General features: G+C 67.4%; 28 protein-coding genes. 18 read left to right on the top strand and 10 right to left on the bottom strand.

Going from position 1 to position 22672, the window contains the following annotated elements; all coding sequences use genetic code 11:
- Positions 1-2: 2 nt before the first annotated feature.
- The 4 genes from ACZYY4_RS19915 to ACZYY4_RS19900 all read left to right on the top strand — a co-directional run bounded on the left by ACZYY4_RS19915 (position 3) and on the right by ACZYY4_RS19900 (position 2385).
- Positions 3-698 carry an HAD family hydrolase gene (locus ACZYY4_RS19915; RefSeq protein ID WP_463811769.1) on the top strand — a complete coding sequence of 232 codons (696 nt, stop codon included), beginning with the start codon at positions 3-5 and terminating at the stop codon, positions 696-698.
- Positions 695-976 (top strand): phosphoribosyl-ATP diphosphatase, encoded by a 282-nt coding sequence (locus tag ACZYY4_RS19910; protein WP_085130150.1) that lies wholly within the window; start codon positions 695-697, stop codon positions 974-976. Before ACZYY4_RS19915 ends, ACZYY4_RS19910 begins: the two co-directional genes overlap by 4 nt.
- A gap of 2 nt (positions 977-978) precedes the next feature.
- Positions 979-1839, top strand: a complete 861-nt coding sequence (gene hisG, locus ACZYY4_RS19905; protein ID WP_463811768.1) for an ATP phosphoribosyltransferase — start codon at positions 979-981, stop codon at positions 1837-1839.
- Between the two features lie 66 nt (positions 1840-1905).
- On the top strand, positions 1906-2385 hold the full coding sequence (locus tag ACZYY4_RS19900; RefSeq protein WP_463811767.1) for a glycine zipper 2TM domain-containing protein: 480 nt from the start codon (positions 1906-1908) through the stop codon (positions 2383-2385).
- Between the two features lie 8 nt (positions 2386-2393).
- On the opposite strand, the gene ACZYY4_RS19895 is transcribed toward ACZYY4_RS19900, so the two are convergent.
- Entirely contained in the window at positions 2394-3170 is a 777-nt protein-coding gene (locus ACZYY4_RS19895) for a thioesterase family protein (RefSeq protein WP_463811766.1), read from the bottom strand.
- The gene (locus ACZYY4_RS19890; protein ID WP_463811765.1) at positions 3167-3979 is read right to left on the bottom strand and encodes a RecB family exonuclease; all 813 of its coding nucleotides are present in this window, start codon (positions 3977-3979) and stop codon (positions 3167-3169) included. Before ACZYY4_RS19890 ends, ACZYY4_RS19895 begins: the two co-directional genes overlap by 4 nt.
- Before the next feature lie 64 nt (positions 3980-4043).
- On the opposite strand from ACZYY4_RS19890, the gene ACZYY4_RS19885 reads away from it, so the two are divergent.
- Both ACZYY4_RS19885 and ACZYY4_RS19880 read left to right on the top strand, forming a co-directional pair.
- Complete coding sequence (locus tag ACZYY4_RS19885; RefSeq protein ID WP_463811764.1) at positions 4044-4877, top strand: tRNA (adenine-N1)-methyltransferase; 834 nt, start codon at positions 4044-4046, stop codon at positions 4875-4877.
- A 27-nt stretch (positions 4878-4904) separates the two neighbouring features.
- Entirely contained in the window at positions 4905-5237 is a 333-nt protein-coding gene (locus tag ACZYY4_RS19880; RefSeq protein ID WP_463811763.1) for a hypothetical protein, read from the top strand.
- Positions 5238-5240: 3 nt separating this feature from the next.
- On the opposite strand, the gene ACZYY4_RS19875 is transcribed toward ACZYY4_RS19880, so the two are convergent.
- Complete coding sequence (locus ACZYY4_RS19875) at positions 5241-5678, bottom strand: hypothetical protein (protein ID WP_463811762.1); 438 nt, start codon at positions 5676-5678, stop codon at positions 5241-5243.
- A 75-nt stretch (positions 5679-5753) separates the two neighbouring features.
- Between ACZYY4_RS19875 and ACZYY4_RS19870 the strand changes: the two genes are divergently transcribed.
- On the top strand, positions 5754-6083 hold the full coding sequence (locus ACZYY4_RS19870) for a WXG100 family type VII secretion target (protein ID WP_463811761.1): 330 nt from the start codon (positions 5754-5756) through the stop codon (positions 6081-6083).
- A 2-nt stretch (positions 6084-6085) separates the two neighbouring features.
- Entirely contained in the window at positions 6086-6376 is a 291-nt protein-coding gene (locus ACZYY4_RS19865) for a WXG100 family type VII secretion target (protein ID WP_463811760.1), read from the top strand.
- On the opposite strand, the gene ACZYY4_RS19860 is transcribed toward ACZYY4_RS19865, so the two are convergent.
- Positions 6377-7528, bottom strand: coding sequence for a hypothetical protein (locus ACZYY4_RS19860; protein WP_463811759.1), 1152 nt, complete (start codon positions 7526-7528; stop codon positions 6377-6379).
- 97 nt (positions 7529-7625) lie between these two features.
- On the opposite strand from ACZYY4_RS19860, the gene ACZYY4_RS19855 reads away from it, so the two are divergent.
- Positions 7626-8939, top strand: a complete 1314-nt coding sequence (locus ACZYY4_RS19855; RefSeq protein ID WP_463811758.1) for a putative toxin — start codon at positions 7626-7628, stop codon at positions 8937-8939.
- On the top strand, positions 8936-9595 hold the full coding sequence (locus ACZYY4_RS19850; RefSeq protein ID WP_463811757.1) for a HEAT repeat domain-containing protein: 660 nt from the start codon (positions 8936-8938) through the stop codon (positions 9593-9595). Before ACZYY4_RS19855 ends, ACZYY4_RS19850 begins: the two co-directional genes overlap by 4 nt.
- Positions 9596-9614: 19 nt before the next feature.
- Here the strand turns inward: ACZYY4_RS19850 and ACZYY4_RS19845 are convergent, their stop codons facing one another.
- From ACZYY4_RS19845 to ACZYY4_RS19835, 3 genes are read right to left on the bottom strand one after another with little or no spacing between them, the layout of a single operon-like run.
- Positions 9615-9908 (bottom strand): DUF503 domain-containing protein, encoded by a 294-nt coding sequence (locus ACZYY4_RS19845; RefSeq protein ID WP_463811790.1) that lies wholly within the window; start codon positions 9906-9908, stop codon positions 9615-9617.
- A gap of 2 nt (positions 9909-9910) precedes the next feature.
- Positions 9911-10432: a lipoprotein LppK gene (lppK, locus tag ACZYY4_RS19840; protein ID WP_463811756.1), complete on the bottom strand. Its 522-nt coding sequence runs from the start codon at positions 10430-10432 to the stop codon at positions 9911-9913.
- A gap of 10 nt (positions 10433-10442) precedes the next feature.
- Positions 10443-10931, bottom strand: a complete 489-nt coding sequence (locus ACZYY4_RS19835) for an MTB12 family secreted protein (protein WP_463811755.1) — start codon at positions 10929-10931, stop codon at positions 10443-10445.
- 155 nt (positions 10932-11086) lie between these two features.
- On the opposite strand from ACZYY4_RS19835, the gene arc reads away from it, so the two are divergent.
- Positions 11087-12913, top strand: coding sequence for a proteasome ATPase (arc, locus tag ACZYY4_RS19830; RefSeq protein ID WP_463811789.1), 1827 nt, complete (start codon positions 11087-11089; stop codon positions 12911-12913).
- Positions 12914-12921: 8 nt separating this feature from the next.
- Here the strand turns inward: arc and ACZYY4_RS19825 are convergent, their stop codons facing one another.
- Positions 12922-13335 carry a hypothetical protein gene (locus ACZYY4_RS19825; RefSeq protein WP_463811754.1) on the bottom strand — a complete coding sequence of 138 codons (414 nt, stop codon included), beginning with the start codon at positions 13333-13335 and terminating at the stop codon, positions 12922-12924.
- A 144-nt stretch (positions 13336-13479) separates the two neighbouring features.
- Between ACZYY4_RS19825 and ACZYY4_RS19820 the strand changes: the two genes are divergently transcribed.
- The 7 genes from ACZYY4_RS19820 to ACZYY4_RS19790 all read left to right on the top strand — a co-directional run bounded on the left by ACZYY4_RS19820 (position 13480) and on the right by ACZYY4_RS19790 (position 19030).
- Positions 13480-14121, top strand: a complete 642-nt coding sequence (locus ACZYY4_RS19820; RefSeq protein ID WP_463811753.1) for a TetR/AcrR family transcriptional regulator — start codon at positions 13480-13482, stop codon at positions 14119-14121.
- 23 nt (positions 14122-14144) lie between these two features.
- Positions 14145-15653, top strand: coding sequence for a depupylase/deamidase Dop (gene dop / locus ACZYY4_RS19815; RefSeq protein WP_463811752.1), 1509 nt, complete (start codon positions 14145-14147; stop codon positions 15651-15653).
- A 100-nt stretch (positions 15654-15753) separates the two neighbouring features.
- Entirely contained in the window at positions 15754-15948 is a 195-nt protein-coding gene (locus ACZYY4_RS19810; protein WP_013828730.1) for a ubiquitin-like protein Pup, read from the top strand.
- A complete protein-coding gene (gene prcB, locus ACZYY4_RS19805) occupies positions 15945-16829 on the top strand; it encodes a proteasome subunit beta (RefSeq protein WP_463811751.1) in 885 nt (294 codons plus the stop codon). The genes ACZYY4_RS19810 and prcB overlap by 4 nt, the downstream gene beginning before the upstream one ends.
- Positions 16826-17548 carry a proteasome subunit alpha gene (prcA, locus tag ACZYY4_RS19800; RefSeq protein WP_463811750.1) on the top strand — a complete coding sequence of 241 codons (723 nt, stop codon included), beginning with the start codon at positions 16826-16828 and terminating at the stop codon, positions 17546-17548. Before prcB ends, prcA begins: the two co-directional genes overlap by 4 nt.
- A 7-nt stretch (positions 17549-17555) precedes the next feature.
- Positions 17556-18227, top strand: coding sequence for a GntR family transcriptional regulator (locus ACZYY4_RS19795; protein WP_463811749.1), 672 nt, complete (start codon positions 17556-17558; stop codon positions 18225-18227).
- A 134-nt stretch (positions 18228-18361) separates the two neighbouring features.
- On the top strand, positions 18362-19030 hold the full coding sequence (locus ACZYY4_RS19790) for a GntR family transcriptional regulator (protein WP_463811748.1): 669 nt from the start codon (positions 18362-18364) through the stop codon (positions 19028-19030).
- Positions 19031-19141: 111 nt separating this feature from the next.
- Here ACZYY4_RS19790 and ACZYY4_RS19785 read toward each other — a convergent pair whose 3' ends face one another.
- Together ACZYY4_RS19785 and gjpA are read right to left on the bottom strand one after the other, a co-directional pair.
- A complete protein-coding gene (locus tag ACZYY4_RS19785) occupies positions 19142-21358 on the bottom strand; it encodes a PGRS repeat-containing protein (protein ID WP_463811747.1) in 2217 nt (738 codons plus the stop codon).
- A 45-nt stretch (positions 21359-21403) separates the two neighbouring features.
- Positions 21404-22498: an outer membrane porin GjpA gene (gene gjpA, locus ACZYY4_RS19780; protein ID WP_463811746.1), complete on the bottom strand. Its 1095-nt coding sequence runs from the start codon at positions 22496-22498 to the stop codon at positions 21404-21406.
- Positions 22499-22672: the final 174 nt, after the last annotated feature.

Here is a 22672-nt window from a genome sequence, read left to right as displayed (position 1 = left end):
CCTTGCGCGCGGTGCTGTGCGACATGGACGGCACCCTGGTCGACTCCGAGAAGCTGTGGGATGTCGCGATGGACGCGCTCTATGACCGGCTCGGCGGGGTGCTGAGGCCGGAAGTGCGGGCGGCCACCGTCGGTGGCTGCGCCGAGAACACCATGCGGATCGTCTACGACGACCTGGGCCTGGAACTCGACCCGGCAGCGATGGCGGACTCGGCGAAGTGGTTGCACGCCTACACCGGCGAGCTCTTCGACGCGGGCCTGCCCTGGTGCGACGGCGCCCGGGGGATGCTCGACGAATTGGCCGCCGCCGCGACGCCGATCGCCCTGGTGACCAACACCCCGCGGATGCTGGCCGAGCGGGCGCTGGGCAGCATCGGCCGGCACTACTTCTCGGCGGTGGTCTGCGGTGACGAGGTGGGCAGGGGCAAGCCGGCACCGGATCCCTACCTGCGTGCCGCCGAACTGCTGGAGGTGGATCCGCGCTGGTGTTTGGCCGTGGAGGACTCGCCGACCGGCGCCGCCGCGGCCGAGGCGGCCGGCTGCGCGGTGCTGGTGGTGCCGAACGCGATACCGGTGCCGGCCGGGCCGCGGCGTCGTCAGGTGGCGTCTCTGGCCGGTCTCGGGGTGGCCGACCTGCACGAGATACACCGGCAGGTGACTCGGAGCGAAACTGCCGTGACTGCTCGTGATGGCGCATGAAACAATCCCTGCTCGTGAAGACCTTCGAGGAGCTGTTCGCCGAACTCGGTGAGCGCGCCGCCACCCGACCGGCCGGCAGCGCCACCGTTGCAGCACTGGACGCCGGGGTGCACACCGTCGGCAAGAAGATTCTGGAGGAGGCCGGCGAGGTGTGGCTGGCCGCTGAGCACGAGTCCGACGACGCGCTGGCCGGTGAGATCAGTCAGCTGCTGTATTGGACGCAGGTGCTGATGATCTCGCGCGGACTGACGCTGTCCGACGTGTACCGGAAGCTGTGAACATGTTGCGTGTCGCGGTCCCCAACAAGGGGGCGCTCAGTGAGTCCGCCGCGGCGATGCTGTCGGAGGCCGGTTACCGCAGCCGCGCCGACGCCAAGGACCTGACGGTCCTCGATCCGACCAACAAGGTCGAGTTCTTCTTCCTGCGGCCCAAGGACATCGCCATCTACGTCGGGTCGGGCCAACTCGACTTGGGCATCACCGGCCGGGACCTGGCGGCCGAATCCGGGGCCCCGGTGGCCGAGCGGCTGGCGCTGGGCTTCGGGTGGTCGAAGTTCCGTTACGCCGCCCCGGTCGGCCGGGACTGGGCCGTCGCGGATCTGGCCGGCAAGCGGATCGCCACCGCCTACCCCAATCTGGTTCGGAAGGATTTGGCCACCAAGGGAATTGAGGCCACTGTCATCCGTCTCGACGGGGCGGTGGAGATCTCGATCCAACTCGGGGTGGCCGACGCGATCGCCGACGTGGTGGGGTCCGGGCGCACGCTGCGCCAGCACGACCTGGTGGCTTTCGGTGAGTCGCTGTGCGATTCAGAGGCGGTGTTGATCGAGGGCGTGCGGTCGAACGGCCGCAGTACGGAGACCTCCGCTGCCCGTGGCCAGCTGGCCGCCCGGGTGCAGGGCGTGGTGTTCGGCCAGCAGTATCTGATGCTGGACTACGACTGTCCGCGCTCGGTGCTCGACGCGGCCGCCGCGATCACCCCGGGCCTGGAGTCACCGACCATCGCTCCACTGGCCGACCCGGACTGGGTGGCGGTGCGTGCGCTCGTACCGCGGCGCGAAGTCAACACGATCATGGACGAGTTGGCCGCCATCGGGGCGAAGGCCATCCTGGCCTCGGACATCAGGTTCTGCCGATTCTGAAAGTGCAGGTAGTCGCGGTATCGCCGTGTTAATGTCTGCCGGGGTTCATTGTCGAGGAGGATCGCCGTGACGCATGTTTATGTCCTGGTGCTAGCTCTGTTGATCGGTATCGTCGCCGGATTGCGGTCCCTGACAGCTCCCGCGGTTGTGGCGTGGGCCGCCGTCCTGCACTGGATCAATCTGAATGGCACCTGGGCCGCCTGGGTGGGTCATCCGGTTACGGTGACCATCCTCACCGTCCTGGCGGTCGGCGAACTGGTCAACGACAAACTCCCCAAGACACCGAGCCGCACGGCACCGCCGTTGTTCGTCGCCCGAATTGTCATGGGCGCGTTTGCGGGGGCAGTCATCGGCACGGCGTGGGGCTACACCTGGTCGGCGCTCGGGGCGGGTGCCATCGGTGCGGTACTGGGCACCCTGGGCGGCTACCAGGCGCGTACCCGGCTGGCCTCATCCCAGGGTCGCGACTTGCCGATCGCGCTACTGGAGGACAGTGTCGCGGTGCTGGGTGGCATCGCGATCGCCGCTTTCACCGCAGTTCTGTGAGCTGACGCTCAGCGTCGCTGCACCAGCAGTGTCTGCGCTGAGCTGCCGATGAACCCGGTCCGGTCGAACAGTTCCGCGGTGGTCACGCCGACCCCGTCCGGCCCGATCGAGGCCCGGGCCCGCAGGCCGAAATCGTCTCCGGCCGGCAGGCGGTGAAGATGTACGACGGTGTCGGTGTTCATGAACAGGTATTCATCCACGTCCAACGCGGCGCCGACTCCGTTCGCCGAGTCGACCACCATCGCCAACCGCTGCAGCGCGGTGGTCTGCTCGGTGTCGACCAGATGCACGCGCGGACTCAACCAGGACACCGCTGCGCCGTCGGATGAGTCCTGCTGCATGCGCCAGACCACCGATCTGGCATATCCGCTGGCCCGGGCGAACCACACCGGCGGCGGCACCGTCGGGCCGATCGTCATGGGCGGGTACCGATCGGCGGCCACGGCAGCGGTGTCACCGGTGGCCAAGGCCCATGCGCTCAGCCGTGCCACCGGACGATCGTCGTCGCCGGTGAACATCTCGGCCTCCAGCAGGCAGATCCGCCGGCCCGGCCGCTGCACCCGGGCTGCAACCCTTACCGGCGCCACCGGTATCGCGCCCAGGATGTCGAGCCCCAGCCGGGCGATCCGCTGACCCGATCCGGCGATCAGACGCTCGATTTCCCTGGTGAGCAGCGCCAGCGGGGGCGAACCGTGCTGCAGCGGGCCCCAGTTACTGCGGGTCAGATCGCTGGAGTCGTAGACGTCCTCGGAGCCGGCGGCCCGACGGTAGTAGCTGCCGTTCACGCAGCTCCGTCCGCCGGCCAGCCGGGATAGGACGGCGGGGTCCCGCCGAACGTCGGACACACCGCGCGGTGCGCGCACCAATCGCACAACCGTGACCGGTTTGGCCGGAAATCACCTGTGGCACCGGCAGTTTGAATGGCCTGCCAGATCGCGATCAAGGTCTTCTCGAAGCGCAGCAGCTCGGCGTGGTCGGGGGAGTAGTCCAGCAGTTGACCGTCGGCCAGGTAGATCAGCCGCAGCTGCGCGGGCAGCACGTCGCGTGATCGCAGCAGTGCCAACGCATAGAACTTCATCTGGAACAGCGCCTTGGATTCGGCAGCTTCGGACCGCCGTCCAGTCGCTGATGGAGCTCTGCCGGTCTTGTAGTCGACCACCCGCAGCCTTCCGGAGGCTGCGACGTCGATGCGGTCGACGAAGCCCCGCAGCAGCGTCCCGTCGGCCAGTTCGACCTCGACGCGTTGTTCGCAGCTCTGCGGGTTGAACCGTCGCGGATCCTCCAGCCGGTAGTAGCCCGTCAGCAGCTTGCGGGCCTCTGCCAGCAGCCTTTCGGTGTCCAGCCCGTCGGCCAGGCCGGGCTCGGTGCTGATCAGGTGCTCCCAGGACGGGGTGACCAGATTCCGGGCCGCCTCCGGGCCACGCTGCGCCGCCGGCAGCGCGTAGAGCCGCTCCAGTGCGGCGTGCACCACCGAGCCGCGCAACTGCGCCGCCGACGGCGCCTCGGGCAGCCGGTCGATCGCCCGGAACCGGTACAACAGCGGGCACTGTTTGAAGTCAGCCGCCCGCGACGGGGACAAGGCCGGCCTACCCATAGCCGGAACCCTACGGGCACGCTCCGACAACCCGCATCAACCACGCTGCGTAGGGTGAACGGCTGTGTCCGAATCCGGGAACTTCCAAGCGGGCGACCGGGCCCAGTTCACCGACGCCAAGGGTCGCCGCTACACCACCGTGCTGGTCCCCGGCGGTGACTTCCACACCCATCGCGGCGCCATCCCGCACGACGAGGTGATCGGCCTGCCGGACGGCAGCGTGGTCAAGTCCGCCAACGGCGACCCGTTCCTGGTGCTGAGGCCACTGCTGGTCGACTACGTGATGTCGATGCCACGCGGAGCGCAGGTGATCTACCCCAAGGATTCCGCGCAGATCATCCACGAGGGCGACATCTTCCCCGGTGCGCGGGTGCTGGAGGCCGGCGCCGGGTCGGGGGCCCTGACCCTGTCACTGCTGCGGGCTGTCGGGCCCGGGGGACGGGTGATCTCCTACGAACTGCGCGACGACCACGCCGAGCACGCCCGCCGCAACGTCGAGACCTTCCTCGGACACCTGCCCGACAACTGGGAACTGGTGATGGGCGACGTCGCCGACTGCGACATGCCGGCCGGATCGATCGACCGGGCAGTGCTGGACATGCTGGCGCCGTGGGACGTGCTCGAAACCGTGTCGCGGGTGCTGATTCCCGGTGGGGTGCTGGTGATCTACGTCGCCACCGTCACCCAGCTCTCCCAGGTGGTCGAGGCGCTGCGCGAGCAGCAGTGCTGGACCGAGCCGCGGGCGTGGGAGACGTTGCAGCGCGGCTGGCATGTGGTCGGGCTCGCGGTACGACCTGAGCAGGCGATGCGTGGCCACACCGCGTTTTTGGTCTCGGCGCGTCGGCTGGCGCCGGGCACGGTCACCCCGACGCGGCTGGGCCGCAAACGCCCGGTGTGAGCGGCCGTGCCGGGTTAGGTTCCTACTGTGCTGCCCGATCCCGAGGTCGCCCGCGTAGTCCAGCAGTTGCGCGCCGTGCGGTTCCTGCTGGAGCGCGCCAACGAGCAGTCGGGCAGGTACCTGTTCGTCGCCACCGACACCGCGGGCACGGTTGAGGCGAGCGTCAATGCGCAGCGCCGCCTCGTCGACCTGCGTTTCCTCGATGACCGGATCATGAACCTCGGCGCCCATGACGCGGCCGATCGGATCAACGAGGCGATGTGGGCGGCAAGTGATTTCGCGGCCGCCTCGGTGCAGGAGGATATCGACGCGCTCGAACAGCAGATCGCCGCGGCCCTGACCGAACCGGATGGGTGCTGAGGGTCAGGGCCCCCAGAGGCGCGGATTCATCGCATGTGCCGACGGTGACTCCAGTTCCACGGCGCCGTCGGCGCCGATCGCATACGGGAAGATCAGTCCTATCGCCGCGCCTTCGCGGTGTTCGACGCTGATCTCGATCCCGTCGCGGCGACGCTCGGTCAACGTCACGTTCAAGGCGACGGCGGCGGCCCGCAGGCTGTCCTTGACTGCGGTCACGGCTCGCCAGTGCGCTGCCAGTTGTTGGACGACCGTCAAGTCGGCCGACGTCGGGTAGTTGGGTGCGATCACCGCGCGCTCGCCCTCGACAGACACCGCCAGTGCGAAGGGCAGGAATTCGCCGCCGGCCTTGATGCGCTCCAGGGCGAATTCGACCGCGGCGTCGGTGAGTCCGTCAAGGTCGGCCTGCGCCTGTTCGGTCACGGTGTCGCGCCAGCTCGCCATGCGCTGATCACCTCCTCGTCAGATCGGTCTCAACGGTAGCCTGTCACCACGCATCGTCAACGGCAGCGGGTAGACATGGCAGACATCATCCGGGTACAGGTCGAAGCGCTGGCTGCTCAGTCCGAGAACGCCACCGACGCTGCCGAGGAGATCGGTCAGCGGCTGGCCGGCTTGCGCAGTCGAATGGACAACGTGGCCAGTAGCTGGACCGGCGGCACGGCCGCACCGGCGTATCTGGACGTCTGGGACGAGATCAGCAATGAGTGCCTCGACATGATCGAGGATCTGAGCTGGATCGGAAAGTCGCTGTCCGCGGCCGCTTCTGCCTACACCCGCATGGAACAGACCGCGATACAGGCGTTTCATGAGGTGAACCGTTCGTCACCCGGCAGCGGCGGGCTCTGATCGTGGTGCGGCGCACGGTCAGTGAAGAGGAGCTCGTCGACACGGCCCACGCGATGCGCCAGTTCTGCGGGGTCATGAAGCACCGGCTCGACGGGGTGGCCGACGGGTTGAAGGGTTTGCAGCGGGACTGGGACGGCATCGCCTTCCAGGCATTCCTGGACCGGGTGCACGGTTGGCAGCGCTGGGCTGACGAGATGAACGAGTTGCTGAGCACCATGGAACGCAACGCCCATATCGCACACCGCAACTACACCGACAACGCGCAGATCAACACCGCCATGTGGGGTGGCTGACTACCGCTGTGGGGGCGGACGGATCGCGGCCGGGCTGTTCGTGGGCGCATTAAGAGGGCCGTACGGGGAGGGGACGGCGGTCACGCGCAGTTCCGCGGGGATCGGGTCGGGCACACCGGCGAGTTGACCGCGGTCGCTGGGTTCATCGGTGGGGGCGTAGAGGGCGCCCTCGGGGTAGTACGTGGTGTTCTCGGGCGGCAGGTACCCGCCGACCAGGGGCAGGTAGTCGTTGCCCAGCCAGGTCAGCCAGATCGGGTTCGCCGGCAGTCCCAGAATCCCGGAGGCGGTCCCCAGCAGGCCGTTGCGGTCGCTGGTCTCCACGGGAGTCACATACTTTCGGCCCACATATTTGTGGTTGCGCAACACTTCGCCGACTGCGAGCACGCTGCCGCGCCGGCGGGCGTATTCGACGAAGAACCGCCGGACGGTGTTGCGCCACCGGGGATCGTCCAGCGGTGCCGCCAGCACGCTGAAGTGGTCGGGAACGAGGCCTCCCCGCGGTTCGGAAAAGAGGCCGCCCCGGAGGCAGGGCGGGCTGGCAACGAAACTCGGTGATTCGTAGCGCCCCCGGATGTAGCCGTATTCGGCGATGAACGGTCCTTCGCCGTCGCGATCCAGCCGGTAGGGGAACGGTTCGTACCCGCCGTAGCGTCGCGGCAGTGCCTCGGGCAGAAGCCGCTTTGCCAGTTCCAGCCACACGGTGGGCGCTGGCGGCGCCGACGCGGGCGACCACCAGTCGATGTCGAGGACGCGAACCAATTCCGTGGTGGGCTGGGTGATCCGGCGAGGCTTTCTCGCGCCGAGGATGTCGTCGGTCTGTTCGTCGACCGCCACCCCGCAGGTCGCTTGGGCCAGGGCTTTGGCGAAGCGGCGTGCCGGCGCGATTTCGGTGGGGCTGCTGCCCTCGACGCTGACCTGCCAGCTGTTGGTGGGGTCCAGTACGTGCGGAACGACGTCCTCGGGGAGGTCTTCGGGTTCGATGCGGTAGGGCCCGAACACGCTGAACGAGTAGTTCTTGCGTTTGCCGCGCAGCACGGTGAGCTGATCTTCGCCGCCGTCACCGACCGACAGACCTGGGATCGAGTCGACCAGGGCGGCCAACCTGTCGTCGTCGATGCCTTCGGGCGCGTACACGGTCAGGTCATAGGACATCGGGTGCGGCCCCTCCCGTCGACGCCCACGCGATCGCGGTTCCGGTTGCTAGGCTGCCATGTCATCGAGGTGACGGAAAGTCGGGCGGGGGTGTGGCGTGAGCACCGATGTCGATCCGGAGCTGTTCTACGACACCGCGGTGGTCTACAAGCAGAACAGCGACACCGCCGCGGCGGCGCTGGGAAAGCTCACCGGTGTCGACACCGCCAATGCCGCCGGCGCCAACGGGGTCGGTCCGCAGTGGGCGGCCAGCTACGATTCCGCGGCCGACGACGTTGTCCAGGTGGCCTACCGGCTCGTCAACGTGTTTCACAACCTGGGCAACTTGTTGCGCCAGAACGGCATCAATCACGATCAGACCGAAGCGGCATCGACACTCAACCGGCACAACGAGTTCGGCGAGCCGGTCAGCCCGGCCGGTGAGACCGCGGGCACGTTCTTGAGTGCGGCCGCGGATGCGGGCTCGGTCGCCGGCGGGGACGACCCCGAGCCGCCGCATTGGGATCTGGTGCGAGGCCGGATCACCGACGGCTGGCCCAACGGCCACCCGAGCCGGCTGTGGTCGGCGTCGTCGGGGTGGACGACGTTCGGCCATGATCTGGTCGCGGTCGACGATCAGGCCAGCCCGCAGGAACAGGCGCTGATCACCGGGGTTGCGGCCGCCGAGAGCGGCGCTGTGACCGCCCGGATGAACGAGGCCCGAATCCTCAACACCGACGTGGCGGGGGCGTGCGGAGATCTGGCGCGGGCCGCCCAGGGCTACGGCGACAAGATGGAGACCACCAAGTTCGGGATGAAGCTGCTGGTGGCAGAACTCAATGCGCTCAAGCAGACGCTCGACGAGCCGTATCTGTGGCCGTTTCGCAGTTGGGTCATGAAGACCGCCACCAACATGGCGGTCAACACCATCAACAACCTCAACACCGCGCTGCGGACCACGGCCGGCACCACGATGCTGGATCTGGGCGCGGCGTCGCTGTCGATGGGGACGGCGTTGCCTGCCGCCAAGACACTGCTCGATCTGGTGCCGCGCCGAGTGAACCCGACACCGACGGAACGGATCAACGACAACCGCCGTAAGGGTTCCCGGGCCGAGCAGCGGGCCGGGATCGACCCGACGGTGAGTAAGCAGCGAATTCCGGTCAAGAACCCGAAACCGGGGCGGCCGAAATACCGGATTCCTGACGAACTCGACCGCGAGACCAAGACGTTGCGGGAGGTCAAGAACGTCAAGACCCTCACGGCCACCCAGCAACTCCGGGATATGGCCGAATGGGCCCGCGACAACGGCTACCAGATGGTGATCGTGGTGGACAAGGGCCGAACCGATATCGGCGCGGTCGAACAGACCCTGGAGCAGCAGTATCAAGGCCTGGATGTGGTGATCGACCAAGGCATCAACCTGTCATGAAGTACGGCCCCGACCCCGAAACCTGGCCGGAGTACCGCCGCGCCATGAAGCACGATCTCGACGCCGCCGGCATCCCCGGGGACACCGTGTGGGAGTTGGTGAATTCGCGGTTCGACTATCCGCAGGTGGTGCCGATCATGGTCGATTGGCTGCGGCATCTCGACGAGCGTGTTCCACCGGGCGAACCGCGGGAGGTGATGCGTGAGGGCCTGATGCGCAATCTGATCACCAAGCACGCCAAAGGCAACCGCGACGCCGTCGAAATACTGTTTCATCAGTTCGACGTCGCGCCTCCGTTGGATGACACCGAATTTCACGTCGCGATCTGGGCGCTGACCCCGCTGTTGGAGCGGCAGGACTTCCCCCGGGTTGCACAGTTGCTCCGACACCGCCCGGCGGGTACCGACGCTCGCGATCCCGGCTGGTGGCCGCCGGGGGAATTGGTGCGCTGGCTGGGCAAGATCAAGAACGACGAGGCCAAGCAGTTGGCGGTGGAGCAGCTTGGCAACGAGCGCAACAGGATTGAGGCGATGCGAGCCCTGGCTCAGCAGCGCGCCACCGGGGTGCGTGATGCGGTGGCGCGGTATCTCGACGACGAACACGAGGTGTTCCGCAAGGAAGCCGCCAAGACCCTGGCCAAACTCCCCGACGAGTGAAACCGGTTGCGCGGCATCCTCAGTCGTCGCTGCGGTTCAGCCCGCGCCGCACCGACAGCAGCTCGATCTCGGGGCGGGCGGCCACCAGCCGCTCGGCCGCATCGAGCACCTCGATCAGGTGGCTGCGCTCGCCGGAGACTGCGGATATGCCGATACCGCTGCGCCGGTGCAGATCCGTCGAATCCGTCTCGGCTGCTGACACATTGAACTTGCGCCGCAACTCCGCGACGATCGGGCGCACCACCGAACGCTTCTGCTTCAGTGAATGCACATCACCGAGCAGCAGGTCGAAATCCAGCCAGCCGATCCACATGCTCACGGGGTCGGGGCAGCACTGGTATGCGCCTTGCCGAACGCCAGCAGCGTCTTGGCGGTCTCCTGCGACAGCTGCCAGCCCCCGTCGTGCGGCTTGAACTCCATCGGGAACGAGAACGCGCCGGTATCGGGGTTGGCGGTGTTGACGGTGACATCGGCGGTCACGTTGCCCGGGTGGCGGTCCGACCAGGTCACGCCGGTGGCCTCGAGGTTCAGCGGCAACTGGCCGCCGTCGTTGAGTGCGGTGGCGAACTTGTCGATGGTCTCAGCGTCGGTGGGCTTGGCCCCCTCGATGAGGTTCACCTTCTCGGTAGCGGGCACCGCCGGGTCGGACAACCGGTACAGCACGTCGGTCAACGCCTCGGGCGCCGGCAACGGAGACGACGGAGGCTCCACAGACACCGTCGTCGTCAACGGCAGCGGCACTTCGGAGGCCGGCTCGGCCTGTTCATGGCCGCCGCATCCCGACAGCGCCAGCACCGCCGCCAGGACGGTGCTCAAGGTGATGCGCTGCCGGGACATCCAGCCGGGATCAGTTCGACGACGTCATCTGCGACAGCGTCATCAGCGAGGACCTGGACAGCTTCCAGCCGCCCTGGTCGACGAACGTCAGGTTGACCGTGCGCGGGTCCATCGCCGGACCGGAGGCGGTGACGTCCGCGGTGGCAGCGCCGGGGGCGGCCGGAGCGATGTTGGCCACGCTGATCGACAGCGGGAACTTGCCGTTCTGCACGCCCTTGGCCATCTTGCGGTCCATGACGCTGGTCTCGACCGGGCCGAGGCCGCCTTCGACGAGGAAAGACTTGCCGGCGGCGGGGATACCCGGGTCGGCCAGGGTGTTCAGCACGTCGGCCAACTGCTCCGGCGCCGGCAGGGCGGCCGCCGGGTCCAGCGGCAGGGGTGCGCCGAACACCGTCAGCTGCACCTGGGGGACGACGGTTGCAACCGAGGTCACTCCGGCTGCGGCTGCCCCAACGAGTGCGGCGGCTGCGATGCCGGTGGCTAGGTATTTCACGGTCACAAAGATCCTTTCGACGGCTTGAATCGCCACCAAGGCTAACAGCGTTTCTCGGTGTGTCGGATTGCCACTGCGCACGCGAATGCACAATGGCCGGTAGCGTTGAGGCATCCGTCGCTTCAACTTCCAGTTCGGGAAAGGAGCGCAACATGGACAACATGGGAGACTCACGGCGTTCTGAGGCCTTCGACGCGTCCGCGGCACCGGGCACGCCCGACGACGACGTGGCCGAGCTGGAGGAGCTGCGCCGAGAGGCCGCGGTGCTGCGCGAACAACTCGACAACACACCTCAGGACACCGCCCGCGTCGGTCGCGACGTGCGGCAACTCGAAGCGCACATCGACTCGCTGACCGTGCGCAACTCCAAGCTGATGGACACCCTCAAAGAGGCGCGTCAGCAATTGCTGGCCCTGCGTGAGGAAGTCGACCGGCTCGGCCAGCCGCCCAGTGGCTACGGGGTGCTGTTGGGCAGCCATGAGGACGAGACGGTCGACGTGTTCACCTCGGGACGCCGGATGCGGCTGAACATCTCGCCGAACATCGACGTCGCGACGCTGAAAAAGGGCCAGACGGTGCGGCTCAATGAGGCACTGACCGTGGTCGAGGCGAGCGCCTACGAATCGGTCGGGGAGATCTCCACCCTGCGGGAGGTACTGGCCGACGGGCACCGGGCGCTGGTGGTGGGCCACGCCGACGAGGAACGCATCGTGTGGCTGGCCGAGCCGCTGGTCGCCGAGGACCTGCCCGAGCGCCACCCGGACGCTCAGTCCGACGACGACCACCGTCCCCGCAAGCTGCGTCCCGGTGACTCGCTGCTGGTCGACACCAAGGCCGGCTACGCGTTCGAGCGCATCCCCAAGGCCGAGGTCGAAGACCTGGTGCTCGAGGAGGTGCCCGACGTCAGCTACGGCGACATCGGGGGCCTGGGCCGCCAGATCGAGCAGATCCGCGACGCCGTCGAGCTGCCGTTCCTGCACAAGGAGCTCTACCGGGAGTATTCGCTGCGCCCGCCCAAGGGTGTGCTGCTCTACGGTCCGCCCGGCTGCGGTAAGACGCTGATCGCCAAGGCGGTGGCCAACTCGCTGGCCAAGAAGATGGCCGAGGTCCGCGGCGACAACGCCCACGAGGCCAAGTCGTACTTCCTCAACATCAAGGGCCCCGAGCTGCTCAACAAGTTCGTGGGGGAGACCGAGCGTCACATCCGGCTGATCTTCCAGCGCGCCCGGGAGAAGGCGTCCGAAGGCACCCCGGTGATCGTGTTCTTCGATGAGATGGACTCGATCTTCCGCACCCGCGGCACCGGCGTCTCCTCGGATGTGGAGACCACGGTGGTCCCCCAGCTGCTCAGTGAGATCGACGGCGTGGAGGGGCTGGAAAACGTCATCGTGATCGGAGCATCCAACCGCGAGGACATGATCGACCCGGCGATCCTGCGGCCCGGCCGTCTCGACGTCAAGATCAAGATCGAGCGTCCCGATGCCGAAGCCGCCCAGGACATCTTCTCGAAGTACCTCACTGTGGGGCTGCCGGTGCACGCCGACGACCTGGCCGAGTTCGGCGGGGACCGCGCGGCCTGCATCAAGGCGATGATCGAGAAGGTCGTCGACCGGATGTACGCCGAGATCGACGACAACCGGTTCCTGGAGGTCACCTACGCCAACGGTGACAAGGAAGTCATGTACTTCAAGGACTTCAACTCCGGGGCGATGATCCAGAACGTCGTCGACCGGGCGAAGAAGAACGCCATCAAGTCGGTGCTGGAAACCGGTCAGCCCGGCCTGCGCATCCAGCACCTGCTGGACTCGATCGTCGACGAGTTCGCCGAAAACGAGGATCTGCCCAACACCACCAATCCTGATGACTGGGCACGGATCTCGGGCAAGAAGGGCGAGCGGATCGTCTACATCCGCACCCTGGTCACCGGCAAGAGTTCGTCGGCCAGCCGTGCCATCGACACCGAATCCAACTTGGGCCAGTACCTGTAGTCACCGGATCACCGGGGCTGTTCCGTCGCCACTTTGGTCGCTCCGATAGCCGCATAGCTGCCCGTGAGCATCACCATGCTCACTGCCGCGCGCAGTGGCAGATCGCGGCGGACGAGGTGGGTGGCACCGTTGGCGGTGTCGATGACGTCCACCGCCAGGGAGAGCCGCTTCCAGCGGTAGCGTTCCCTGGTGCCGCTGGTGAGGTAACCCAGGCCCATCGCGAATGCTCGCGCACCGTAGATCCTGGTCATGTAGGTGAGTTCGGGGGATGACGCAACTCCGAGAACTTTGGCGAATTGCCTGGGAGCGGCCAGTGCGGCCGCGGCGAGGATCAGCCGGCCGAATGCCATCACGTTCAGGGCGCCGGTGCGACTCTCGGTGACGTCGAAGTCATGACTGGTAGCGGTATGTGTGGCTGTCATACGAGCCTCCCTGCCTGCTGTCTGGGCGTGCCACTGACTGACCGTCAGTCATGTTACGATAACGCCGGTCTTCGGGAGCTGTCAAACCGAGGCCGGCCTGGTCGATCCGCAGCCCGCAGCGGATCTCGGGGGAAAGGAAAACCATTGCCACAGAAGGCATCCGGGAAGCGGCGCACGACACTGCCGGCGGCGGAACGGGAAAGCCAGTTGCTGGAAGTAGCCCGCGACCTGCTGTTGGCAGACGGACCTACCGAGCTGACGGTGGAAAAGGTCACCGCTGCGGCCCGGGTAGCAAAGGGAACGTTCTACCTGTATTTCGATTCCAAAGATCACCTGCTGGCCAAGTTGTGGGCCGGCTACCTCGATACGTTCCTGGACACCGTGCAGGGGCGGCTCGCGGCGGCGACACCATCGGCGCCCGACTGGCCCGCGGCGATAGATGTGCTGATCGAAGAGATGGTCAGCTACGACTTGGCCAATGCCGCCCTGCACCGCGCGGTGTTCTCCCAGGCGTCCGGCGACGGCATGCGTCAATTGCGCCGGGCCGATTCGAAGGTCATCACCCTCCTCGCCGAGTCCATTGCCTCGGCCGTGGCCGCCGGGATCACCACGGTGACCGATCCGCCGACGACCGCCGCGCTGTTGTACTACGCCGTCGACGGCCTGTTGAACGCTGCTTACCTGGCGCATTCCGAACCGGACGCGGAGACCGTCATTGCCGCGGTCAAAGAGATGGTCCACCGCACCCTGCCTACCGTCCGGGCGGCGGCGCCGTCGGGGCGGTGAGGCCCTCGCCTAGGCTGAACGTCATGCAACGGATCATCGGGACGGAAGTCGAATACGGCATTTCGTCGCCGTCGGACCCGACCGCGAACCCGATTCTCACCTCCACCCAGGCGGTACTGGCCTACGCCGCCGCCGCCGGTATCCCGCGCGCCAAGCGCACCCGCTGGGACTACGAGGTGGAATCCCCGCTGCGCGACGCCCGCGGTTTCGACCTGAGCCGCTCGTCCGGCCCGCCGCCGATCATCGACGCCGACGAGGTCGGGGCGGCCAACATGATCTTGACCAACGGGGCACGGCTCTATGTCGACCACGCCCACCCCGAGTACTCCGCGCCCGAGGTCACCGACCCGCTGGACGCGGTGATCTGGGACAAGGCCGGTGAGCGGGTGATGGAGGCCGCCGCCCGCCACGTGGCCAGCGTCCCGGGGGCCGCCAAGCTGCAGCTCTACAAGAACAACATCGACAACAAGGGCGCCTCCTACGGCACCCACGAGAACTACCTGATGAGCCGGCAGACCCCGTTCTCGGCGATCATCGCCGGGCTGACCCCGTTCCTGGTGTCGCGGCAGGTGTTCACCGGTTCCGGCCGCGTCGGCCTGGGCCCGGGCGGGGATGAACCGGGCTTCCAGCTCTCCCAGCGCTCCGACTACATCGAGGTCGAGGTGGGCCTGGAGACCACGCTGAAACGCGGCATCATCAACACCCGCGACGAGCCGCACGCCGACGCCGACAAGTACCGCCGGCTGCACGTCATCATCGGCGACGCCAACCTCGCCGAAACATCGACGTATCTGAAGGTGGGCACCACCGCGCTGGTCCTCGACCTCATCGAGGAGGGTCCCGAGCACGGGATCGACCTCACCGATCTGACGCTGGCTCGGCCGGTGCGCGCCGTGCACGTGATCAGCCGCGACCCGACACTGCGGGCCACCGTAGCGCTGGCTGACGGTCGAGAGATGACCGCCCTTGCGCTGCAACGGATCTACCTCGATCGGGTGGCCAAGCTCATCGACGCCCGGGATCCGGACCCGCGCGCCACGGACGTCGTCGAGACCTGGGCCCGGGTCCTCGACCAGCTGGAGCGCGACCCGATGGAGTGCGCCGACCTGCTGGACTGGCCGGCCAAGCTGCGCTTGCTGGAAGGCTTCCGGCAGCGGGAGAACCTGACGTGGTCAGCACCCCGGCTGCACTTGATCGATCTGCAGTACTCCGATGTCCGCCTCGACAAGGGCCTCTACAACCGGCTGGTCGCCCGCGGCTCGATGCAGCGGTTGGTCACCGAGCAGCAGGTGCTCGACGCGGTGGACAACCCGCCGACCGACACCCGCGCCTACTTCCGCGGCGAGTGCCTGCGCCGGTTCGGGGCCGACATCGCCGCGGCCAGCTGGGACTCGGTGATCTTCGACCTGGGCGGGGAGTCATTGGTCCGAATTCCCACCCTGGAGCCGCTGCGCGGCAGCAAAGCACACGTCGGTGCGTTGCTGGACTCGGTGAACAGCGCTGTTGAACTGGTAGAACAACTCACCACGTAGGCACTGCGCGTCTTAGTCCCCGTCGGCATCGGTGCCGACGGTAGGGTGGAGAAACCGGCGTGCGTGTGACGCACGGCAGATGAGGATGCAGGAGGCAGCGATGGCTCAGGAGCAGACCAAGCGTGGCGGTGGCGGTGGCGACGAGGACGACCCCACCGGTCCCGCGGCCGCCGGTCAGGAGCGTCGCGAGAAGCTGACCGGGGAGACCGACGACCTGCTCGACGAGATCGACGACGTGCTCGAGGAGAACGCGGAGGACTTCGTGCGTGCGTACGTCCAAAAGGGCGGCCAGTGAGCTGGCCGTTCCATGACCGTCTTCCTGCCAATTCCGCGCTTCCGGGGATGCCTTCCAATCCGGTAGACCTGTCGTCGTTCTCGGACTTCCTGCGCCGTCAGGCACCGGATCTGCTGCCGGTGAGCGGGGCCGGCCTGCAATCGGTGACCGGTGCTGACCTGCCGCACGGCACCACGATCGTCGCGCTGAAATACCCCGGCGGTGTGGTGATGGCCGGAGACCGGCGCTCTACGCAGGGCAACATGATCGCCGGGCGAGATGTCCAGAAGGTCTACATCACCGACGATTACACCGCCGCCGGGATCGCCGGTACCGCCGCGATCGCCGTCGAGTTCGCCCGGCTCTACGCGGTCGAGCTGGAGCACTACGAGAAGCTCGAAGGGGTGCCGCTGACGTTCGCCGGAAAGGTGAACCGGCTGGCGATCATGGTGCGCGGCAACCTGGGTGCGGCCATGCAGGGATTGCTGGCGCTGCCCCTGCTGGTGGCCTATGACATCGACGAGTCCGACGGGCAGCACGCCGGGCGCATCGTGTCCTTCGACGCGGCCGGCGGCTGGAACATCGAGGAGGAGGGCTACCAGGCGGTGGGCTCCGGATCGTTGTTCGCCAAGTCGTCGATGAAGAAGCTCTACGTGCAGGTGGCCGACGCGGATTCGGCGCTGCGGGTGGCCGTCGAGGCGCTGTATGACGCCGCCGATGACGACTCCGCCACCGGCGGACCGGATCTGGTGCGCGGCATCTACCCGACGGCGGTGGCGATCGACGCCGACGGTGCGGTCGACGTCCCCGAGGAGCGCATCGCCGAACTGGCCCGCGACGTCATCGAGAGCCGAACCCGCGGGCGGGATTCTGGGCCGAAACCCAAGCGGGGTAAGAAATGAGTTTCCCGTATTTCATCTCGCCCGAGCAGGCGATGCGTGAGCGCGGTGAGCTGGCGCGCAAGGGCATCGCCCGCGGTCGCAGTGTGGTGGCACTGGCCTACGCCGACGGTGTGTTGTTCGTCGCCGAGAATCCTTCGCGCTCACTGCAGAAGATCAGCGAACTCTACGACCGGGTCGGGTTCGCCGCCGCCGGCCGGATCAACGAGTTCGAGAACCTGCGCCGCGGGGGCATTCAGTTCGCCGACACCCGCGGCTACGCCTACGACCGCCGCGACGTGACCGCACGCCAGCTGGCCAATGTCTACGCGCAGACCCTGGGCACTATCTTCACCGAGCAGGCCAAGCCCTACGAGGTTGAGCTGTGCGTGGCCGGGGTGGCCTACCAGGGTCAGACCAAAGCCCCTGAGCTGTACCGGATCACCTACGACGGGTCGATCACCGACGAGCCGCACTTCGTGGTGATGGGCGGCACCACCGAGCCGGTTATCACCGCGCTCAAAGAGTCCTACACCGAGAACGCCGCCCTGGCCGACGCCCTGCACATCGCGGTCAACGCGCTCAAGAAGACCGACGCCGGCAACGGCGCCGAGCCGCGTGATCTGGGTCCGGGCACCTTGGAGGTGGCCATCTTGGACGCCAACCGGCCCAAGCGGGCATTCCGCCGGATCACCCGCGCCGCACTGGAAGAGCTGCTGCCGCAGGCTGAGGTTCCCGACTAGGCTCCCGATGGCGAAGACGTACGGAGTCAAAGACAAGGATCTGGTTGTCGCCCACATCGTCGACCTGATTCTGGCCGGTGAGCTGCGTACCGGTGACCGCATCAACCGCGATGCGATTGCGGCAGCTCTGAGTGTCAGTCGGCTTCCTGTTCAGCAAGCTCTGGATCAACTTGAACACCAGGGGATGCTGGCCAGCCGCTATCATCGCGGCGTGTTCGTAACCCGGTTCGACGAGGCCGTTGTGCGCGAACAACACGAGTTGCACGGGGTGTTGAACGGCATCGCATCGGCGCGGGCGGCAACCAACCCGACTCCACGGGTTCTGGCCGAACTCGACTCTGCGCTGCAGCGTATCCAAGCCGGCAAGGTGCCCAAGGCATTCCAGGAAGCCGCCTATGAATACCGTCGCATCATTCTCGATGAGTACGCAGGCCCGGCGTTGCACGCGGCGATCGTCGCGGCGCGCGTGTTCGCGCCGCGCGGATTCTGGGGGAGCTACCCCAATACCCACGCGGAGTTCGTGCCCAACCTTGAAGCCGAGAACGCGGCGATCCATCGGCGCGATCCTGAAGGCGCGCGGGCCGTGCACATGCAGCGAGCGCAGATGCGTGCGGACATCGTCATCGCCGAACTGGCCAGGCGAGGTGTGCTGAGCGACGAGGCGTCCAAGCGGGACTGACGTTGCGTTGGCCACACCTTCGGCAGCTATCCGCAGGGCGTTCGCCCGCACCCCTATGATCCGACCTGGGCCGTCACCGCTGTACGCTCCTGAGCAAATTACCCGGGTGTGGTCGCATAGGGAAAAGAGGCGCCATGTCGAAGCCGTATGGGGTCAAAGACAAGGATCTGGTCGTCAGCCACATTATCGACTTGGTGCTGACCGGTACGCTGCGCAGCGGTGATCGACTTGACCGCAATGCGATTGCTGCGGAGTTAGGGGTCAGTCGGCTGCCTGTTCACGAGGCGGTGGCACAGCTGGAGCACGATGGGTTTTTGGTCACCCGCTATAACCGTGGCGCTTTTGTTGAACGATTCGACACAGCGGTCGTGCGGGAACACCATGAGCTGTACGCAATGCTGATCGGCATCGCGTCGGCGCGGGCGGCGACCAGCCCAAGCCCCCGCATCCTCGCCGACCTTGCCTCAACGATGCAGACCATGCACACATGCCGGGGTCCGGCGATCGGGGAGATCGCAGGGGTCTACCGCAAGATCATCATCGACGAATACGCCGGCCCTCGGCTCCGGGCGGAAATAGCTGCAGCGCAACGATTCATGCCGATCCGATTCTGGACGGATTTCTGGAACTACACACCCGAGATCCTGGCCAGCTATCAAGCCGAGACAGTGGCGATTCGCAACCAGGACCCAGACGCCGCCCGAGCCGCCTGCATGGACCGGTCGGAATGGCACGTCAAGGTCGTGCTCACCGAGTTGACCATGAGAGGTGTGCTGAACGAGGAGCCAGCCGGGCTGGACTAACGCGTAACAGGCCCTCGGCGTTGACGTTTGGCGGTGGCTTTGGTGCGGCCATCCTCGGCCGGCGGGAAGGCCCGGCATGCTGGAGCATGCCGGGCCTGCGTCGCCTGTCGCCTACTCGGCCGGAGCGGGTTGGCCGCCGGTGCCGCCGGATCCGCCGGTCCCGCCGGTGGTTCCGGAGGGTGCGGTGCCGGGTTGTCCGGACCCGCCGGCCACGTCGCCGGCTTTGCCGCCGTCGCCGCCGTCGCCGCCGGTTCCGCCGTCGACGGTCCCGGCGCCGTTACCGCCGTTGCCGCCGCTTCCGCCGTCCCCGCCGGGGGTATCGGTTGCGGCGCTGCCGACGTAACCGCCGCCGTTACCGCCGGCTCCGCCGTTGCCGCCGTTTCCGGCGTGACTGGGCCCGAGGCCCAGGTCGTTGACCGGGGTTTCGACGCCGCCGCTGGCTCCGCCGTTGCCTCCGGTCGCGCCGGTGCCGGCGGTAACCCCGGCGCCACCGGCGCCGCCGTTTCCACCGTTGCCGCCGGAAGCAGTGCCCGATCCGCCCGCGCCACCGGCGCCGCCGTTGGCGCCTGCACCGCCGTCGGCGAGGATGCTGCCGGCGTTGGCACCGCCTCTGCCGCCGTTTCCGCCGTTGCCGCCGCTACTGACGACGCCCGGGCCGGTGGCACCGTTGCCGCCGTTACCGCCGGATCCGCCTTCTGCGGCAGCAGCCGCGGCGTTGCCGGCACCACCGTTTCCGCCGTTGCCGCCATTGCCGCCGACGCTGTAGGTGGTGCCGTCGTGTTCCCAGCCGCTGCTGGTGCCACCGTTGCCACCGGTGCCGCCGACGAAGCCACCGCTGGCTCCGCTGCCGCCGCTGCCGCCGTTGCCACCGGTGTAGCTGCCAGTGCCGCCGTGGCCGCCGTTGCCGCCGACACCCTGGGTGAAGCCGCTGCCGCCGCTGCCGCCGTTGCCGCCGCTGGTTTGCACGGTGGGGTCATCGGTGGCCGCGTTGCCGCCGTCACCGCCATTGCCACCACCGCCGCCACGGCCGCCGGCGCCGGAACCACCGTTGCCGCCCGTGCCGGCACTGGCGTATCCACCGTTTCCACCGTCGCCCCCGCGGCCGCCGGATGAAACCACTCTGGCCTCACCCGCCGACAGACTGGCGGTCCCGCCGGAGCCGCCGTTGCCGCCGTTGATGCCGGCACCGCCGTTGCCGCCGGTGCCACCGTCACCGCCAATGCCAGTCCCTTGGGAGTAGCCGCCGCCGTATCCGCCCTGGCCGCCGTCGCCGCCGTTGCCGAGGTAGTTGCCGTTGGCGTCCTGGTAGGCGGCCCCACCGTCGCCGCCAGTGCCCCCATCAGAAGCGTTACCGTATTCGCCGACGTGCCCGTACATCGGGCTGGTGTAGATGGTGGAGCCGCGGCCGCCGGCCGCGCCGCCATTCGCAGCGAAGAAGTTGGCCGGAACGGTCCCGCCGTTGCCGCCGTCGGGATGCTCGAGGGTTCCGGTCGCGCCATCGCCGCCGTTTCCGCTGGCCCCCGCGTTGCCGCCGTTGCCGCCGTTGCCGAACATGAAGCCGCTGCGGCCGCCGTTGCCACCGCTGCCTCCGTAGCTGCCGTCGCCGCCGTTGCCGTCGCCGCCGTTGGCGAAGGTGCCCGCCGCACCGTCGGCTCCGATTCCGCCGATACCGCCACTGCCGCCGTTGCCGAAGAACCAACCCGAGGCGTTGCCGCCATTACCGCCGTTGCCACCGAAAACACTGGCGTCGAGAGCGGCCCCGCCGTTGCCGCCGTTGCCACCGTTGCCCATCCAGAGGCCGCCGGCTCCGCCGTCACCGCCGTTGGCGCCGGTACCGCCGTCGCCGCCGTTGCCGCCGTCGCCGATCCAGCCGGCGGCGTTGCCGCCGTCACCACCGGCCACGCCGGCGGCGGTGCTGGTCCAGCCGTCGCCGCCGTCGCCGAACCACAGGCCGCCGTTGCCGCCATCGGGGTTCTCGGCGGTGCCGTCGATACCGTTGCCGATGAGGTATTGGCCGGCCATGGTGTTGATTGCGCCGTTGACCATTTCACCGAGGTCACTGGTGATCCAGGCCTCCATCGAGGTGTGGATCGGGTCGTAGAACCATTGGTCGATCATGCCGGTCCAGTCGAAGGCACCCGCGTCAGCCGGGCCGGGGTCCAGCCACGCCGAGGAATCGAAAAGATCAGCGATCCAGTCGAATTCATCGGCTTGCGCCGGCGGGGCCGTCGTCAACGGCGCCATGCCGAAGGCCAGGAACGCACCGACCGCACTGGCGGCGCCGACGACCCGGGTGTGGCGGCGCGTAGTGGTGTGATGAGAGCTCATGTGCAGGGATACCTCTCTAAAGAATTGGGGGATAAGGGTTGAGGGTCAAAGGCCGAGGAGGTCGCCCAGCCAGCCGAACGCATCGGTGGCTGCAGCGCCGCCGCCGTCATCGAGCACATCGGTGGGCACCAGCGGCAAATCGGCTCCCGCCAGCGGTGGAGTCACCACGACTGCGCCCTTGCCGTCCCAACCCGAACCGAGCAGTGCCCCAACGGTTTGGCCCCAGGCCTGCCAGGCCGCGATCGGCCCGATGGCGGCACTATTGAGATCCAGGGTGCCCAGTACGGGGACGCCGCTGAATTCGATGCCGACACTTTGGAACAGCGACCCGCCGACCGCGGGCACCGAGGCCACCACCTCACCGCCGGTACCCAGTACTTCGTAGGGGCCGACCGCGGCCGCGCCGGGGGACAACAGCCCACCGAACGCGAAGTCCAGGTGGTCCATGTTCATGCCGGCCGGGAAGAACCCGGCGTCGTTGATCATCGGCAGCAGGCCATCGAGGTTCAGGGTGGCGCCGTTGAAGAAGGCCCCGCCCATGTTGGTCAGGGTGTCACCGAAACTGTCGCCGTCGGTGATGCTGTTCATCAAGGCGATCCACGGGCTAATGCCCGGACCCAGCATGCCCATCATGATCGCGCTCTGCGGGGAACCCAGCCAGTCGATGATCGGCAAGATCGTGTTGGCGTCGACGTCGGGCGGCAGATACCCGGCGACCTGACCGAACATCAGGGCATGCGTGCCATCCATGGTGTGATTGAGGATCGTGGCGCGGGTTTCGGCGGTCATGTCCTGCATCCCGAACCCGGAGATCACCGCGTTGAGGTGCAGCTGAATCTGCTCGTTCACCGCATTGGCCGAACCGCCCGGGTCATTGGCCAGCTGATCCCAATACCCCATTTGGTTGGCCCAAAACTGCTGCATGCCGACCCCGGGCGCCAGATACCAGTTGTTGAGCAGGGCCGTGGTGTTGGCCGAGGCGGCATTGAGCACGTCATCCCACGCACTCGTGAGTTGCACCGCGCGGGACTGGACATCGAGCAGAGCGGGCAGCGGCGCGGCGACCGGCGTCACCGCGACAAGACTGGCCCCGACCAGCGCCACACCAGCAGTGACATAGGGGCGAAGTGTGGCGTGCAAGGGATCTCCTCCAGGTATGTGATGCACAGCACGGCAAGGAACGACATGAGCGTAACTGAGAGAACCATGATTTGCATACATAAAATCAGAACGTGTTTCAGTATGGCGTTCTTGGGGTTGGATGGGGTGCGACGCACCCCTGCCTGAGGCTGGTGTACTTGCAGCAAGTAGCGC

The organism is Mycobacterium sp. IDUB_21 (genome assembly GCF_055419425.1).
Note: the sequence above shows the minus strand (reverse complement) of the source record. Positions and strands in the feature narration are given on the sequence as shown.

What these genes read in the sequence shown, in the direction of transcription:
- ACZYY4_RS19910 (WP_085130150.1), top strand. Translation starts at nt 695, where the DNA reads ATGAAACAATCCCTGCTCGTGAAGACCTTCGAGGAGCTGTTCGCCGAA.
- hisG (WP_463811768.1), top strand. Translation starts at nt 979, where the DNA reads ATGTTGCGTGTCGCGGTCCCCAACAAGGGGGCGCTCAGTGAGTCCGCC.
- ACZYY4_RS19890 (WP_463811765.1), bottom strand. Translation starts at nt 3,979, where the DNA reads ATGGGTAGGCCGGCCTTGTCCCCGTCGCGGGCGGCTGACTTCAAACAG.
- ACZYY4_RS19875 (WP_463811762.1), bottom strand. Translation starts at nt 5,678, where the DNA reads ATGGCGAGCTGGCGCGACACCGTGACCGAACAGGCGCAGGCCGACCTT.
- ACZYY4_RS19870 (WP_463811761.1), top strand. Translation starts at nt 5,754, where the DNA reads ATGGCAGACATCATCCGGGTACAGGTCGAAGCGCTGGCTGCTCAGTCC.
- ACZYY4_RS19860 (WP_463811759.1), bottom strand. Translation starts at nt 7,528, where the DNA reads ATGTCCTATGACCTGACCGTGTACGCGCCCGAAGGCATCGACGACGAC.
- ACZYY4_RS19850 (WP_463811757.1), top strand. Translation starts at nt 8,936, where the DNA reads ATGAAGTACGGCCCCGACCCCGAAACCTGGCCGGAGTACCGCCGCGCC.
- ACZYY4_RS19845 (WP_463811790.1), bottom strand. Translation starts at nt 9,908, where the DNA reads ATGTGGATCGGCTGGCTGGATTTCGACCTGCTGCTCGGTGATGTGCAT.
- lppK (WP_463811756.1), bottom strand. Translation starts at nt 10,432, where the DNA reads ATGTCCCGGCAGCGCATCACCTTGAGCACCGTCCTGGCGGCGGTGCTG.
- arc (WP_463811789.1), top strand. Translation starts at nt 11,087, where the DNA reads ATGGGAGACTCACGGCGTTCTGAGGCCTTCGACGCGTCCGCGGCACCG.
- ACZYY4_RS19825 (WP_463811754.1), bottom strand. Translation starts at nt 13,335, where the DNA reads ATGACAGCCACACATACCGCTACCAGTCATGACTTCGACGTCACCGAG.
- dop (WP_463811752.1), top strand. Translation starts at nt 14,145, where the DNA reads ATGCAACGGATCATCGGGACGGAAGTCGAATACGGCATTTCGTCGCCG.
- ACZYY4_RS19810 (WP_013828730.1), top strand. Translation starts at nt 15,754, where the DNA reads ATGGCTCAGGAGCAGACCAAGCGTGGCGGTGGCGGTGGCGACGAGGAC.
- prcA (WP_463811750.1), top strand. Translation starts at nt 16,826, where the DNA reads ATGAGTTTCCCGTATTTCATCTCGCCCGAGCAGGCGATGCGTGAGCGC.
- ACZYY4_RS19795 (WP_463811749.1), top strand. Translation starts at nt 17,556, where the DNA reads ATGGCGAAGACGTACGGAGTCAAAGACAAGGATCTGGTTGTCGCCCAC.
- ACZYY4_RS19790 (WP_463811748.1), top strand. Translation starts at nt 18,362, where the DNA reads ATGTCGAAGCCGTATGGGGTCAAAGACAAGGATCTGGTCGTCAGCCAC.
- ACZYY4_RS19785 (WP_463811747.1), bottom strand. Translation starts at nt 21,358, where the DNA reads ATGAGCTCTCATCACACCACTACGCGCCGCCACACCCGGGTCGTCGGC.